The following is a 13,859-nucleotide window of genomic DNA, read 5'->3' on the forward strand; positions in this document are numbered from 1 at the left end:
CTCTGAGGTGACGCCGTCGAAGGAGACCCATGGCTGCCGCGGATGCTGACGTGCCGAGCCCGCTCGAATCCGCCATGCGCCCACCCGACGGTACCCACCTGTCCCTGAGCATGAAGGCCGTCCTCCGCGTCGTCGCGGCCCTCGTCGCCCTCCTTCTCATCGCCGTCCTCCTCGGCATCGGCGTCGTCCGCCGCTCCTTCCCCACCACCGACGGAACGCTGAGCATCCCCGGCCTCGACTCCCAGGTCGTCGTCACCCGCGATGCCTCCGGCATCCCCCGCATCGAAGCGGACACGGCCCGCGACCTCTTCCTCGCCCAGGGGTTCGTCCACGCCCAGGACCGGTTCTGGGAGATGGACTTCCGTCGGCATGTCACCGCGGGCCGGCTCTCCGAGCTCTTCGGCGCCTCCCAGTACCGCACGGACGCGTTCATCCGCACGCTGGGCTGGCGGAGGGTCGCCGAGGAGGAGGTCGCCCGCCTCGACCCGACGACGCTCTCCTACTACCAGGCCTACGCCGACGGGGTCAACGCCTACCTCGCCGACCGCTCCCCCACCGAGGTGTCCCTCGAGTACGGCATCCTCGGCCTCCAGACGGGGCCGGTGACGATCGAGGAGTGGACGCCGGCCGACAGCGTCGCCTGGCTCAAGGCGATGGCATGGGACCTGCGCTCGAACCTCGAGGACGAGATCGACCGCGCGATCTCCGCGGGGTCCCTCGACGAGTCGCAGATGGCCGACATCTACCCCGACTACCCCTATGACGACCGCCCCACGATCGTCGACGGCACCCCGGAAGCCGAGTCGGCAGCGGAACCGGGAACCGCCTCGGCGGACCCTTCGACATCGGGAACCGCCTCGGCGGGGGACGACCCGAACGCCGGAGGCACCGTCACCGACCCCCGGCCGGAGGACGCCCTGCCGGGCGACCTCACCGAACTCGACGAGCAGATCCGCAGGCTCCCGGCGCTGCTGGGGATGAGCAGCCACGACCTCGGGTCGAACTCGTGGGTCGTCTCCGGGGAGCTCACGGCCACCGGGGCCCCGCTGCTGGCCAATGACCCGCACCTGTCGCCGGCGATGCCCTCGGTCTGGTATCAGGTGGGTCTGCGCTGTCGCACGGTCTCCCCCGCATGCCCCTTCGACGTCTCCGGTTTCTCCTTCTCCGGCATGCCCGGGGTCGTCATCGGCCACAACCAGTCCATCGCGTGGGGGATGACGAACCTCGGCCCCGACGTCACCGACCTCGTCGTCGAGAAGATCCGGGACGCCAACGTCCTCTCCGACGCAGGCGATGAGAGGGTCGAGACTCGGCAGGAGACGATCGAGATCGCCAAGGAGGAGCCGCGGACGATGACGGTGTGGGAGACGAAGCACGGACCGATCGTCTCCGACCTCGACAAGACCTACCGTCGCGTCCTCGACACGACGACCGGGGAGAAGTCCGCCACGGAGGGATTGGGCGGAGTGCGCTACCGGCTCGCCCTCGAATGGACGGCCCTGCAGCCCGGGCGCACGGCCACGGCGATCTTCGCGCTCAACAGGGCGACGAACTGGGAGGAGTTCCGTGACGCCGCCGAGCTCTTCGACGTCCCCTCCCAGAACCTCGTCTACGCCGACACCGAGGGCAACATCGGCTACCAGGCGCCCGGGAAGATCCCCCGCCGCGGCACGGCCGACGGAATGATGCCCCGCCAGGGCTGGGAGTCGGCCCAGGACTGGCAGGGGTGGATCGGCTTCGATGAGCTGCCGTCCCTGTTCAACCCCGAACGCGGCTGGATCGTCACCGCGAACAACCCCGTCACGCGTCCCGGGCAGTCCGTGCGGCTGTCCGGCGACTTCGACAGAGGCGACCGGGCCGAGCGGATCACCGATCTGCTCACCGAGGCGATCGCCGCCGGTCCCGTCACCGCTGACGACTTCTCCCGCATCCAGGGCGACGACCTCAATCCTATGGCCGACACGCTCCTGCCCCGCCTCCTCGCCGTCGACGCCCAGGGGGATGCCGACATCGAGGCGGGTCAGGAGCTGCTGCGGACGTGGGACGGACGCGACGCGGCGAACAGCGCCGGTGCGGCGTACTTCAACGTCGTCGTCTCCACCGTCCTCGACGAGGTGTTCGCCCCGAAGCTGCCCAAAGGGGTGCGCCCGAGCGGCGGCAGCCACTGGTACCTCGTCATCGACAACCTCCTCACCCAACCCGACTCCCCGTGGTGGCAGGAGGGCGAGGTCGAGAACCGCGACGAGGCCCTCGCCCGGGCGCTCGGCTCCGCGTGGAACCGGACGGAGGACCTCCTCGGTCCGGAGCCGGTGACATGGCGGTGGGGCACCCTGCACGAGCTGACGATCCGCAACGCGAGCCTCGGCGAATCCGGGATCACCGCGGTCGAGCGGCTCTTCAACCGCGGACCCTACGAGGTCTCGGGCGGCTCAGGAGTCGTCAATGCCACCGGCTGGGACGCCTCCGAGGGCTTCGCGACGAACTGGGTGCCCTCGATGCGCCAGATCATCGACCTCGCCGATTTCGACGACTCTCGCTGGATCAACCTCACCGGCGCCTCGGGGCATGCGTTCCATCCGAACTATGCCGACCAGACCGAGGACTGGGCGGCGAATCGGACCCGCCCGTGGGCGTATTCGCCGCAGGCCGTGCGGGAGAGCACCGTCGACACGCTCGTCCTCACGCCGTGATCGGGTGGATCCGTGATCCCGCGCCGAGGCGGGGCTCAGTCGTGGAGTCGCGCCTCAGTCGTGCGGGAGGACCTTCGTCTCGAGGAAGTTCGCGACATCGTCCTCCCAGCGGACGGGGTCGATGTTCCATTCCTTCGTGTGTCGGGCCCTCTCATAGGCCGGCATCGTCACGAGGTCGCGCCGAACGGAGGCGAGCGCATGGGACGGTGAGGAGGGGACGAACTCGTCGTCGTCGGAGTGGATGAGGAGCACGGGCACATCGAGTTCCGCCGCCCGCGTCACCCAGTCCATCCGGCTGAGGTCGAGGGGCGTCTCGAGCCCGGTGATCGGGCGCGCCCACGGCTGGGTGATCATCTCGAGCGTGAGCTTCGCGACCGGGGTGGGCAGCATGTTCTTCCGTGCCTGCCCGTCGAGGACGTTGATCCAGTCGACGACGGGCCCGTCGAGGACGAGGGCGGCGACGTGCTCGCGGTTGCGTCCGCGGGAGGCGGCCTGGAAGGCGATTGCCCCGCCCATCGACCAGCCGAAGAGGACGACGTTGCGGGCACCGCGGGCGAGGGCATAGTCGATCGCGGCGTCGACGTCGATCCATTCGGTGTCGCCGAGGCCGTAGCGGGACGAGGACTCGACCCGCACCTCAGCGTCGTTGCGGTAGGACATGGCGATCGCCGGGACGCCGAGAGTATTGAGGACGGGGGCGGCACGCAGGCCCTCGGCGCGGGTGCTCGCCCGGCCGTGGATGAGGATCGCCCAGGTGTCCGAGGGCTCGGGGTGATCGGTGGGCAGGTACCACGCGGGCAGGACTCCGGCGTCGGATTCGAGTTCGATGTCCTCGAACTTCACGCCCGCTGCCAGCGGGTCGGGGTAGACCACGCCGGTCCACCGACCGTGGCGGGCCCGGCGGATGTCGCCCTTGGTCACGGAGAGGATCTCCCGGGACACCGTCTGGGACCTGGGGTCGTATTCGACGATGTCGCCGATGACGGCATGACCGGCGCCCTGGCTGAAGTAGAGACCGTACGTGCCCGGGACCGTCGTCTCCTCATCGGCGGGCAGGTGGATGCGCATGTTCGGTGAGAAGCCGTCGATGTGGAGGATGTCGAGCTCTTCGGGTGCGTTCTCGGGAACGACGATGCGGCGGGCGAAGTACGCGGCGAGTCCCGACGACGCCACCGAGATCACGGCGCCGACACCGGCACCGACGCCGACGGCGGCGAGCAGCAGACGCGTCGGGAACTGTGAGTCGCGGACCATGTGAACCTCCTGATCTCATTCTCTCCCACGGAATGAGATCTCTCCAAACGCTGTTGAGCTGGTGGGAGGGTCTGTCAGGACCACCCTGCGGCTGGGATGATGGATGCGACCAGTCCCGCACGAGAGAGACCGGAGGACATGATGAGTGAGACGAACGCCCGCACCGCAGCAGACGGCGAGGAGGTCCGCTGGCAGGACGTGCTCAGCCCCGAGGAGTTCGCCGTCCTCCGGCAGGGCGGCACGGAGAGGCCCTTCACCGGCGAATACGTCGACACGACGACGGCGGGGATGTACCAGTGTCGGGCGTGCGGCGCCGACCTCTTCCCCTCAGACACGAAGTTCGCCTCCCACTGCGGCTGGCCCTCCTTCTACGCCCCGCTCGCCGAGGACCGCGTCCGCTACATCCGGGACACGTCGATGGGCATGGAGCGCGTCGAGGTCCGCTGCGCGAACTGCGACTCGCACCTCGGCCACGTCTTCGAGGGTGAGGGATACGACACCCCTACTGACCAGCGCTACTGCATCAACTCGATCTCGCTGCGGCTCAACGAGGACGCCTGAATGTCCGATCTCGTGCTCAAGCGCTTCGCGGAGCTGACGACGACCGAGCTCTACGGCATCCTCCAGCTGCGCTCGCAGGTCTTCGTCGTCGAACAGGACTGCGTGTTCCTCGATCTCGACGGCGTCGACACCCTCGAGGGCACGCTGCATGCGTTCTTCCCGGGACAGGGGCGGACGATGGCCGATACGCACGGTGCGGAGCTCGGGAAGAGCCTCATGCCGCTCGCTTACGCGCGGGTGCTCCCACCCGACTTCGCCGACGGTCCGGCGGCGGAACCCGGGGCGCGCAGCATCGGCCGCGTCGTCACCGACCCGGCCGTCCGCGGCGGAGGCTGGGGCAGGCGGCTCGTCGCCGACCTCGTCGAGGCCTTCCCCGGCGAGCCGCTCACCCTCAACGCCCAGTCGCACCTCGAGCGCTTCTACTCAGGCTTCGGCTTCTCCCCCAACGGTCCCCGCTTCGACGAGGACGGGATCGAGCACACGCCGATGTCGCGCCCGGCCTCCGCACTCGTCGGCGATGCCGCCGGGACGCTGTGAGTCCGACCGCGTCGGCGTCCCCGCCTGTCACCGGGGCAGCGTTCGTCACCCGGCGGCCTTCTCCTCGGCGGCGTTCGAGGCGTCGACGGCGGCGATGAGGTCGGTCATCGTCGCGTGGAGTGCGCGCAGACCGGCTTCGTCCATGCCGAGCTTCTCCATCATCGCCGGGGGGATCGCCTCCGCCTCCGTGCGCAGCGCGGCCCCGGTCGGCGTGAGGTCGACCTCGACGATGCGCTCGTCGGCGGCGCTGCGGGTGCGGGTGACGTAGTCGAGGGCCTCGAGGCGTTTGACGAGCGGCGACACGGTCGCCGGTTCGAGCCGGAGCATCTCCGCGATCCGGCGCACCGGCAGGCGACCGTGCTGCCAGAGCGCGAGCATGACGAGGTACTGCGGATGGGTGAGGTGGAGCGGGTCGAGCACCGAGCGGTACGCTCCGATGACGCTGCGCGAGGCCACCGCGAGGGCGAAGCAGATCTGGCTTTCGAGATCGAGTGGGTCATGGTCGGTCATCGTGTTGTTCCCCCAATTAGTTAGTGCACTAACATTAAGTGTACTATTGAAATGTCGGAGCGTCCGTGCACACCGGGATCCACCCGGTCGGAGAGCCCGAGGAGGACTGCCCCCATGACTGAGAACCACGATCCCCAGCGCCGCGTGAAGTGGCTCAACCAATTCTTCCGCAGGATCGTCGGCCCCGCCCAGGTCGACGGCACACGCCCCGGAGGCTACTTCGAAGACGCGAACCGCAGCACCGAACAGCTTGAGGCGCTCGGACTCGAGATGCGCACGGATGCCGCCGGACACTCCTACGTCGTCAGGCGCGAATCGCCTGGCGAGTGAGAGCGTACTGATCTGAAGCGCAGCAGCGAACCGAAGGGGGCCGACGCCATGATGGCGTCGGCCCCCTCGTCGTCTCTGCCGTCGGCGGCCGGCGGGTCCGCCGCCGTGGGTCGATGCCACGGCGGCGGAGCGCTCAGCGCCAGTCGGAGATGATGTCGACGAGCTCGCGGCGCGGGCCCGTGTAGAACGGGATCTCCTCGCGCACGTGCAGGCGGGCCTGCGTGTTGCGCAGATCGCGCATGAGGTCGACGATGCGGTGGAGCTCCTCGGCCTCGAAGGCGAGCAGCCATTCGTAGTCGCCGAGCGCGAACGCGGAGATCGTGTTCGCCTTGATGTCCTTGTACGGGGCGGCGGCGATGCCGTGGTCGCGCAGCATCGTCGAGCGCTCCTCCGGGTCGAGGACGTACCAGTCGTACGAGCGGACGAACGGGTACACGCAGATGTAGGAGCCGGGCTCGTCGTCAGTGAGCAGCGCGGGCAGGTGAGCCTTGTTGAACTCGGCGGGGCGGTGGAGGCCGACGACCGACCACACGGGTTCGAGGACTCCCCCGAGCAGGGTCCTGCGGATCGCGGAGTACGCGGCCTGGACGAGTTCGATCGTCGGCGCGTGGTACCAGAACATCACGTCGGCGTCGGCGCGCAGGGCGGAGACGTCATAGATGCCGCGGACGACGAGACCCTTCTCCCGCAGCGGGGCGAGCGCCTCGTCGAGCTCGGTGGCGAGCTCGGCGCGGTCGGCGTCGCCGAGTTCGGCGGCAGCGGCGAAGACCGAGTACGCGATGTAGCGGGTCTCCTGGTTGGCGCGTTCGATCTGCTCCTCGGTGGGCTGGGTGTAGTCGCTCATTGATTCTCCTTCGTCTCATCTGGACTGTCAGTGGTCATCAGTCGGTCCGCGACGGTGTGGGCACGTCCGATGCAGGCGGGGATGCCCACACCCGAGTAGGCGGATCCGACGAGTTCGAGTCCCTCGATGCCCGCGATCTCCTCATCGAGGTCGTCGACGGCGTCGAGGTGGCCGGGCACGTACTGCGGCAGCGCCCGGTCCCAGCGCCTGACCTCCGCGGTGAGGATCCGGTCGCCGCTGCGTCCGGTGATGGCCTGCCAGTCGGCGAAGGCGCGGGCAGTGAGCTCGGCGTCGTCGAGGTCCTGCCAGGTGCCGGGCGCGTCGCCGAAGCGTCCCACGCTCATCCGCACGAGCGCGGTGCCGGCGGGGATCCGTCGCCGCATCCACGGCCATTTGTTCGACGCGAACGTCGAGGCTTTGATGAAGGCGTCCGCGGTGGGTGGGACGAGGAACCCGGACCCCTCGAGATCGTCGTCGCCGAGGTCGATGTGGGCGAGGACGAGGGCGGTCGAGGCGTAGGGCACGGCCGCAAGCGTCGTCGCGGGTCCCGGGGCCGCCTCGGCGAGGAGATCGGCGGTGACATAGGCGGGGGTGGCGAGGATGACCGTGTCGGACTCGATCGCGCCTTCGGGGGTCGCGACGCTCCAGCCCCTTCCGGCCCGGCTCAGGCCGGTCACCGGGGAGCCGGTGCGGATCTCTCCTCCGGCTGCAGTGATCGCCTCGGCGAGGGCGGGGATGAGGGCTCCGATGCCTCCGGGGAGGCTGAGGAAGACGGGTGCGGGTTCTCCGCCGGGATCGGTGTGTGCGGTCTCTGCGCGGGCGGCGAGCAGGGTGGCCGCCCGGTCGAGGACGGAGGTTCCGTCGAGGGCGGCGGGGAGGAGGGCGGGGACGGTCGCGGCGAGCGAGAGGTCGCGGCAGCGCCCGGCGTAGACGCCGGCGAGGAGGGGGTCGACGAGCGTGTCGACGAGGTCGTCGCCGAGGCGGGCGGCGAGGAACTCCCCCACCGAGGTGTCCGTGCCCGCGATCGGGGCCGTGACCTCCTCGGCGGCCACCCTCGCGGTCGCCTCGGGCCCGAGCAGACCTGCCACGGTGTCCGGGTCGGCGGGCACGCCCATGATCGTCTCGCGCGGGATCGGCCGCAGCCCTCCTCGACTGAGCACCTGCGAACCGTGCTCCCGCGAGGGGTGGACCGGGTCGAGTCCGAGTTCGGCGATGAGCTCGCGCGTCTCGGGGCGGCGGTGGAGGCTCGCCTCGGCGCCGAGATCGATCCCCTCAGCCACCGTTCCCGACAGGGTCGTCGAGTCGAGGCAGCCGCCGAGGCGGTCGGCCGCCTCGAGCACGATGACCTCGTGCTCGGACGCGAGGCGGTGAGCGGCGGCAAGACCGGAGATCCCGCCGCCGACGATCGTGATCCGGCTCATCGGGTCGCCGCCGCCTCCCCGAGGATCTCCGCGGACACCCGATGGACCTCAGCGACGACGCGGCCCGGCACCTCGGGGTCGGTGTCGGGCAGGACACCGTGGCCGAGGTTGAAGACGAAGCCGGCGTCGTGGCTGAGCCCGGCGCGGACGATCTCACCGATGCGCGGGGCCAGCGCCTCCCACGGGGCGAAGAGCAGCGCCGGGTCGAGGTTGCCCTGGAGGGCCTGCCCGGGCTGGATGCGGGTGGCGGCGTCGGTGAGTGCGACGCGGAAGTCGACGCCCATCGCGGTCGACCCGGCCCGGGACATCGAACCGAGCAGCTCCCCGGTCTGGACGCCGAAGTGGATGCTCGGCACGTCATGGCCGGCGAGTGCGTCGAAGACCGCGGTCGAGTGCTCGAGGACGTGGTCGTCGTAGTCGCGGCGGTTGAGGTAGCCGGCCCACGAGTCGAAGAGCTGGAACGCCGACGCGCCGGCGGAGAGCTGCACATCGATGAACGTCGCGGAGATGCGCGCGAGCTTGGACAGGAGGAGGGAGAAGGTCTCGGGGTCGGCGACCACGAGCGACTTCGTCTTCTCGTGGTTCTTGCTCGGTCCGCCTTCGATGAGGTAGCTCGCCAGGGTGAACGGGGCCCCGGCGAAGCCGATGAGCGGGGTGTCGGAGCCGAGCTCGGCGGTGATGCGCCCGACCGATTCGGCGATGTCGGGAATCTGGTCGGGTTCGAGCTCGGGCAGGGCCTCGACGTCGGCGCGGGTGCGGATCGGTGCGGCAAGCACCGGTCCGCGGCCGGCGACGATCTCGACCTCGACACCGGCCGCCTGGAGGGGGACGACGATGTCGGAGAAGAAGATCGCGGCGTCGACTCCGTGACGGCGCACGGGCTGGAGGGTGATCTCGGTGACGAGTTCGGGGTCCCGGCAGGAGTCGAGCATCGAGGTGCCCTCGCGCAGTCTGCGGTACTCGGGCAGGGAGCGACCGGCCTGCCTCATGAACCAGACGGGGGTGTGATCGATCGGCTCTCCCCGCAGAGCAGGCAGCAAAGTTGAAGTCATGAGCCCATCCTCCCATTCCAGAGACCCCGCCGCCCAACCGCGCACGGTTTCAAGACGCTGCGTCTTGCGCCCGGATCCGTTGCGGGACCCGGACCCTGAGCCGGCAGACTCCGTCGGTGGGAAGCGATTCTCTCGGGCCGCCTCGGCGTGGATGATTCCGCACCGGTGCACGCTGTTCTATCGTGTCGAGTGTGGTCAACACCTCGCCTCTCAACCGCATACCGGCGGAGTTCAGCGCCGTGACGTCGGTGCTCCGTGAAGCCCGGGACACGAACAACGTCTCGATCTCGGAGATCCCGGCTCCCGCGAAGCTCGCGCCCTACTCCTATGCCCTCGGCGCCGAGGTCACGGCCGACGAGAACTTCATCGCCGCCAGCGGTGAGTCGATCGAGGAGCTCGCGACCGGACGCATCGTCGTCCTCTTCGACCCCGAGGCCCCCGAGGAGTGGGAGGGGCCGTTCCGGATCGTCTCCTACATCCGGGCCGAACTCGAACACGAGCTCGGCAACGAGACGATGCTCGGCCACGTCGCCTGGTCGTGGCTCGAGGATGCCCTCGAGGCCAATGACTGCGAACTCGTCGCAGCAGGCGGGACGACGACCCGGGTGCTCTCGGAGAGCTTCGGGACGCTGGCGACGAGACCGGCGACGATAGACTTGGAGCTGCGCGCCTCGTGGACGCCGATCATCACCGAACCGGAGATGATCGGCGATCATCTCGAGGCCTGGATCGATCTGCTGTGCACCGTCGCGGGTCTCCCGCCCCTGCCTGAAGGAGTATCAGCCCTGCCCGGGCGACGTCGATGACTACCGAACCACCGCTTCTCTCCGTGCCCGAACACGGCGTCCCACCCGTCGTCGACACCTCAGAGGCCTTCGCCGAGGTGCGCGCCGGTCTCGCCGCAGGCTCCGGTCCCATCGCGATCGACGCCGAACGCGCCTCGGGCATCCGCTACGGTCAGCGCGCCTTCCTCGTCCAGCTGCGCCGCGCCGGTGCGGGCACCGTCCTCCTCGACTCCGAGGAGCTCGGGGACCTGTCGGCGCTCAACGCGGCCCTCAGCGGCGGCGAGTGGGTCATCCACTCCGTCACCCAGGACCTGCCGTGCCTGCAGGATCGCGGCATGGTCCCCACAGCGCTCTTCGACACCGAACTCGCCGCCCGACTCCTCGGGTGGGAGAAGTTCGGCCTCGCCGCGGTCGCCGAACGCACGCTCGGCGTCCGCCTGGCCAAGGAGCATTCGGCCGTCGACTGGTCGACCCGTCCCCTGCCGGAGGAGTGGCTCAACTACGCCGCCCTCGACGTCGAGGTGCTCCTACCGATCCGCGACGCCCTCGCCGCAGAGCTCGTCGCGGCCGGCAAGTGGGAGTTCGCGGAGCAGGAGTTCGCCCACCTCCTCGACTTCCGTCCGAAGGTCCATGCGGAGCCGTGGCGACGCACGAGCGGGCTCGCGAAGCTCACCTCGCGCGCCGAGCTCGCGAAGGTCCGCGAACTGTGGCTGACCAGGGACGCGATGGCCTCCGAGGTCGACATCGCACCCTCGAAGGTGCTGCGCGACCGTGAGCTCGTCGACATGGCGCGGTCGCGGGCCCGCTCGAGCGATGACCTGCTCGGACGCTGGTCCCGGCTCTCCCGTGCCGACGCGGCGAGGCTCTTCCGGGCCCTGCGCAGGGCCGCTCGCCTCACTCCCGACGAACTGCCTCCCAAACGTGAGCCGAGCCGACTCCCCCGGTCCCCATTCAGCCACACGGAGATCAAGGAGCGCACCGCCGCGCTCAAGGCCGCAGTCGCCGAGGTGGCCGAGGAGCACACGATCCCCCACGATGTCCTCCTCCAGCCCGCTCTCGTCAAGTCGCTCGCCGCCTCCGGGCGCGAGGACGTCGAGGCCTTCCTCACCGAGCACGGGGCCAGGCCGTGGCAGGTCGCACTCACGGCCCCTCCGCTCTCAGCGGCGCTCGATGAACTTCCTCGCGCATGAGCGAACACGGTGAGGGAGCGCCCTGGCCGGGTGCAGCCGGTCAGAGTGCTGCCCGGCTCATCCGCCCACCCGAGCTCATCCTCATGGTCGGCCTCGCCGGCGCCGGGAAGTCGACCCGCGCCGCAGAGCTCGCCGCCTCGCTGCCCGCCGTCCGGCTCTCCCCCGACGAATGGATGCGCCCGCTCTTCGGCGACCCCGATCCGGACGGTCAGCGCCCGGTCCTCGAGGGCAGGCTCATCGCCACCGCGCTCGAGATCCTCCGCGCCGGCACCTCGGTGATCCTCGACTTCGGACTCTGGAGGAAGCAGGAGCGCGTCGCCCTGAGCTGGCTCGCTGCCCGAGTCGGAGCGGTGGCACGCACAGAGTATCTCCCGATCAGCAGGGAGATGCAGGCCGAACGGATCGCCGAGCGCCACCGCCGGTCCCCGGAGACGGAATGGCCCGTCACCCAGGCCGAACTCGATGAGTGGCGGGAGATGCTCGATGAGCCGGATTCCGCCGAGGCGGTCGGCGACTTCGGGGCCCGCGCCGCCGAGGACTGGAGCGGGTGGATCGCCGAGAAGTGGCCGACGGCGTTCGCCGAGACCTGAGGCTCTGGTCTGAGGCTGAGGTCTGAGGCTCAGACGGCGCGGCGACTGCCGTGTTCGGCCCGTCCCCGCACGTCCGCGGGCAGGGCGTTGACGATCTCGGCGACCATCGTCGGCACGTCGAGGCCGATGTACTCGAGGATCTCGTCGCGGGTGCCCTGCGGGAGGAACTCGTCCGGGGCGCCGAGTTCGACGACGCCGATGCGGGAGTCCGCGGCCCGCAGGTCGCTGCGGATGCGCGAACCGATGCCGCCGAGGCGGACCCCGTCCTCGATGACGGCGACGAGGCTGTGCTCGCTCGCGAACTCGATGACGCTGTCGGGCACCGGCAGGACCCACCTCGGGTCGACGATCGTCGCAGACAGACCTTTCGCGGCCAGCGCCTCGGCGACCTCCTGGGCCCGGGCGGCGAACGGTCCGACGGAGACGACGAGGACGTCCTTGGCCTGACCGGCAGGGATCTCGCGGATGACGTCGACGCCGTCGGCGGTGCGCGTGAGAGCAGGCACGTCCGCCCCGACGCTTCCGCGCGGGAAGCGGATGACGGTGGGGGCGTCGGAGATCGCGACGGCTTCGCGCAGCTCCTCGGTCAGGCGTGCCCCGTCGCGTGGGGCGGCGAGCTTGAGGCCGGGGACGATGCGCAGCATCGCCATGTCCCAGACGCCGTGGTGGCTGGCCCCGTCGGGGCCGGTGATGCCGGCGCGGTCGAGAACGAAGGTCACGCCCTGCCCGTGGAGGGCGACGTCCATGAGGATCTGGTCGAAGGCCCGGTTGAGGAAGGTCGCGTAGATGCACACGATCGGATGGAGTCCGCCGTAGGCGAGGCCGGCGGCTGAGGCGACGGCGTGCTGTTCGGCGATGCCGACGTCGAAGACGCGGTCGGGGTAGGCCTCGGCGAACTTCGCGAGCCCCACGGGCAGGAGCATCGCTGCGGTGACGGCTACGACGTCGTCGCGGTCGCGGGCGATCTCGAGCACCTCGTCGCCGAAGACCGAGGTCCACGACGCCTGCTTCGACGGGGTCGAACGGCCGGTGACCGGGTCGATGACGCCGACGGAGTGGAACTGGTCGGCGTCGTCGTTGACGGCAGGGTCGTAGCCCTGGCCCTTCTGGGTGATCATGTGGACGATGACGGGCCCGCCCTCGTACTGCTTGGCCCGGGCCAGAGCCTTCTCGACGCTCTCGAGGTCGTGGCCGTCGACAGGGCCGAGGTATTTGATGCCGAGTTCGTCGAACATGCCGGTCTGCTCTGCGCTGACCATGTCCTTGAGCCCCTTCTTCACCCCGTGGATCGCGCTGTACGCGGCACGGCCGGGGGCACCGGACTGCCGGAGCGTCGACTTGCCCCACGAGAGGAGCTTCTCGTAGCCGGAGGTCGTCCGCAGCTCGTCGAGGTGGGCGGCGAACCCGCCGACGGTCGGGGCGTAGGAGCGGCCGTTGTCATTGACGACGATGACGAGTTTGCGCGGCGGGGTCGAGGTGTCGGCGGCGATGGTGTTGAGCGCCTCCCAGGCCATGCCGCCGGTGAGCGCACCGTCGCCGATGACGGCGACGACATGACGGTCGCTCTCGCCCTTGAGCTGGTGGGCCTTGGCGATGCCGTCGGCCCACGACAGGGACGCCGAGGCGTGGGAGTTCTCGATGACGTCATGGTCGCTCTCGGCCCGGCTGGGGTAGCCGGAGAGGCCGTGGCGCTGGCGCAGAGTGCCGAACTCCGCCATCCGCCCGGTGAGCAGCTTGTGGACGTAGGTCTGGTGGCCGACGTCGAAGAGGATCGTGTCGTGTGGGGAGTCGAAGACCCGGTGCAGCCCCATCGTCAGCTCGACCACGCCGAGGTTGGGGCCGAGATGCCCGCCCGTGCCCGCGACCGTCGTGACGAGGTAGTCGCGGATCTCCTTCGCGAGCACTTCGCACTCGGCCGAGTCGAGTCCGCGCAGGTCCTCAGGCGACTCGATCGACTCAAGGAATGTCATGCGGCCTCGCTTCTCGGATGGGACGGCGATCGACGATCGGTCGATCGCGATGGTGCAGGTGGTACCACTCGGAACATTTTAGCGCGTCGGCTACACGCAACCCAGCTTGCCTCGAAGATTCGTGT

Annotated in this window: 13 protein-coding genes; 7 read left to right on the plus strand and 6 right to left on the minus strand. The window is 69.8% G+C overall.

The genetic code is table 11. From position 1 onward, the window contains the following. The first annotated feature begins 29 nt into the window (after positions 1-29). Positions 30-2,690 (plus strand): penicillin acylase family protein, encoded by a 2,661-nt coding sequence (locus ACQ1RG_RS14390; RefSeq protein WP_009377043.1) that lies wholly within the window; start codon positions 30-32, stop codon positions 2,688-2,690. A gap of 54 nt (positions 2,691-2,744) precedes the next feature. On the opposite strand, the gene ACQ1RG_RS14395 is transcribed toward ACQ1RG_RS14390, so the two are convergent. Next, positions 2,745-3,944, minus strand: a complete 1,200-nt coding sequence (locus tag ACQ1RG_RS14395; protein ID WP_009377041.1) for an alpha/beta hydrolase family protein — start codon at positions 3,942-3,944, stop codon at positions 2,745-2,747. A 141-nt stretch (positions 3,945-4,085) separates the two neighbouring features. Here ACQ1RG_RS14395 and msrB point away from each other — a divergent pair, with 141 nt between their 5' ends. Continuing rightward, positions 4,086-4,505 carry a peptide-methionine (R)-S-oxide reductase MsrB gene (gene msrB, locus ACQ1RG_RS14400; protein ID WP_009377039.1) on the plus strand — a complete coding sequence of 140 codons (420 nt, stop codon included), beginning with the start codon at positions 4,086-4,088 and terminating at the stop codon, positions 4,503-4,505. Continuing rightward, positions 4,506-5,042 carry a GNAT family N-acetyltransferase gene (locus ACQ1RG_RS14405; RefSeq protein ID WP_009377037.1) on the plus strand — a complete coding sequence of 179 codons (537 nt, stop codon included), beginning with the start codon at positions 4,506-4,508 and terminating at the stop codon, positions 5,040-5,042. A gap of 45 nt (positions 5,043-5,087) precedes the next feature. On the opposite strand, the gene ACQ1RG_RS14410 is transcribed toward ACQ1RG_RS14405, so the two are convergent. After that, on the minus strand, positions 5,088-5,552 hold the full coding sequence (locus tag ACQ1RG_RS14410) for a MarR family winged helix-turn-helix transcriptional regulator (protein WP_009377035.1): 465 nt from the start codon (positions 5,550-5,552) through the stop codon (positions 5,088-5,090). 114 nt (positions 5,553-5,666) lie between these two features. Here ACQ1RG_RS14410 and ACQ1RG_RS14415 point away from each other — a divergent pair, with 114 nt between their 5' ends. Beyond that, entirely contained in the window at positions 5,667-5,882 is a 216-nt protein-coding gene (locus ACQ1RG_RS14415) for a hypothetical protein (protein ID WP_009377033.1), read from the plus strand. A 133-nt stretch (positions 5,883-6,015) separates the two neighbouring features. On the opposite strand, the gene hemQ is transcribed toward ACQ1RG_RS14415, so the two are convergent. The 3 genes from hemQ to hemE are packed head-to-tail and all read right to left on the minus strand — an operon-like array spanning position 6,016 to position 9,199. Beyond that, the gene (gene hemQ, locus ACQ1RG_RS14420) at positions 6,016-6,726 is read right to left on the minus strand and encodes a hydrogen peroxide-dependent heme synthase (protein WP_009377031.1); all 711 of its coding nucleotides are present in this window, start codon (positions 6,724-6,726) and stop codon (positions 6,016-6,018) included. Next, positions 6,723-8,147, minus strand: coding sequence for a protoporphyrinogen oxidase (gene hemG / locus ACQ1RG_RS14425; protein ID WP_009377029.1), 1,425 nt, complete (start codon positions 8,145-8,147; stop codon positions 6,723-6,725). The genes hemQ and hemG overlap by 4 nt, the downstream gene beginning before the upstream one ends. Then, a complete protein-coding gene (hemE, locus tag ACQ1RG_RS14430) occupies positions 8,144-9,199 on the minus strand; it encodes a uroporphyrinogen decarboxylase (protein ID WP_040341475.1) in 1,056 nt (351 codons plus the stop codon). Before hemE ends, hemG begins: the two co-directional genes overlap by 4 nt. A 191-nt stretch (positions 9,200-9,390) precedes the next feature. On the opposite strand from hemE, the gene ACQ1RG_RS14435 reads away from it, so the two are divergent. From ACQ1RG_RS14435 to ACQ1RG_RS14445, 3 genes are read left to right on the plus strand one after another with little or no spacing between them, the layout of a single operon-like run. Further along, positions 9,391-10,005 carry a DUF3000 domain-containing protein gene (locus ACQ1RG_RS14435; protein ID WP_009377025.1) on the plus strand — a complete coding sequence of 205 codons (615 nt, stop codon included), beginning with the start codon at positions 9,391-9,393 and terminating at the stop codon, positions 10,003-10,005. Continuing rightward, positions 10,002-11,174 (plus strand): HRDC domain-containing protein, encoded by a 1,173-nt coding sequence (locus tag ACQ1RG_RS14440; RefSeq protein WP_009377023.1) that lies wholly within the window; start codon positions 10,002-10,004, stop codon positions 11,172-11,174. Before ACQ1RG_RS14435 ends, ACQ1RG_RS14440 begins: the two co-directional genes overlap by 4 nt. Further along, the gene (locus ACQ1RG_RS14445; protein ID WP_009377021.1) at positions 11,171-11,764 is read left to right on the plus strand and encodes an AAA family ATPase; all 594 of its coding nucleotides are present in this window, start codon (positions 11,171-11,173) and stop codon (positions 11,762-11,764) included. The genes ACQ1RG_RS14440 and ACQ1RG_RS14445 overlap by 4 nt, the downstream gene beginning before the upstream one ends. A 29-nt stretch (positions 11,765-11,793) precedes the next feature. Here the strand turns inward: ACQ1RG_RS14445 and dxs are convergent, their stop codons facing one another. Continuing rightward, positions 11,794-13,734 carry a 1-deoxy-D-xylulose-5-phosphate synthase gene (dxs, locus tag ACQ1RG_RS14450; protein WP_009377019.1) on the minus strand — a complete coding sequence of 647 codons (1,941 nt, stop codon included), beginning with the start codon at positions 13,732-13,734 and terminating at the stop codon, positions 11,794-11,796. Positions 13,735-13,859: the final 125 nt, after the last annotated feature.

Source organism: Brevibacterium sp. K72 (assembly GCF_050562175.1).
GTDB lineage: Bacteria > Actinomycetota > Actinomycetes > Actinomycetales > Brevibacteriaceae > Brevibacterium > Brevibacterium casei.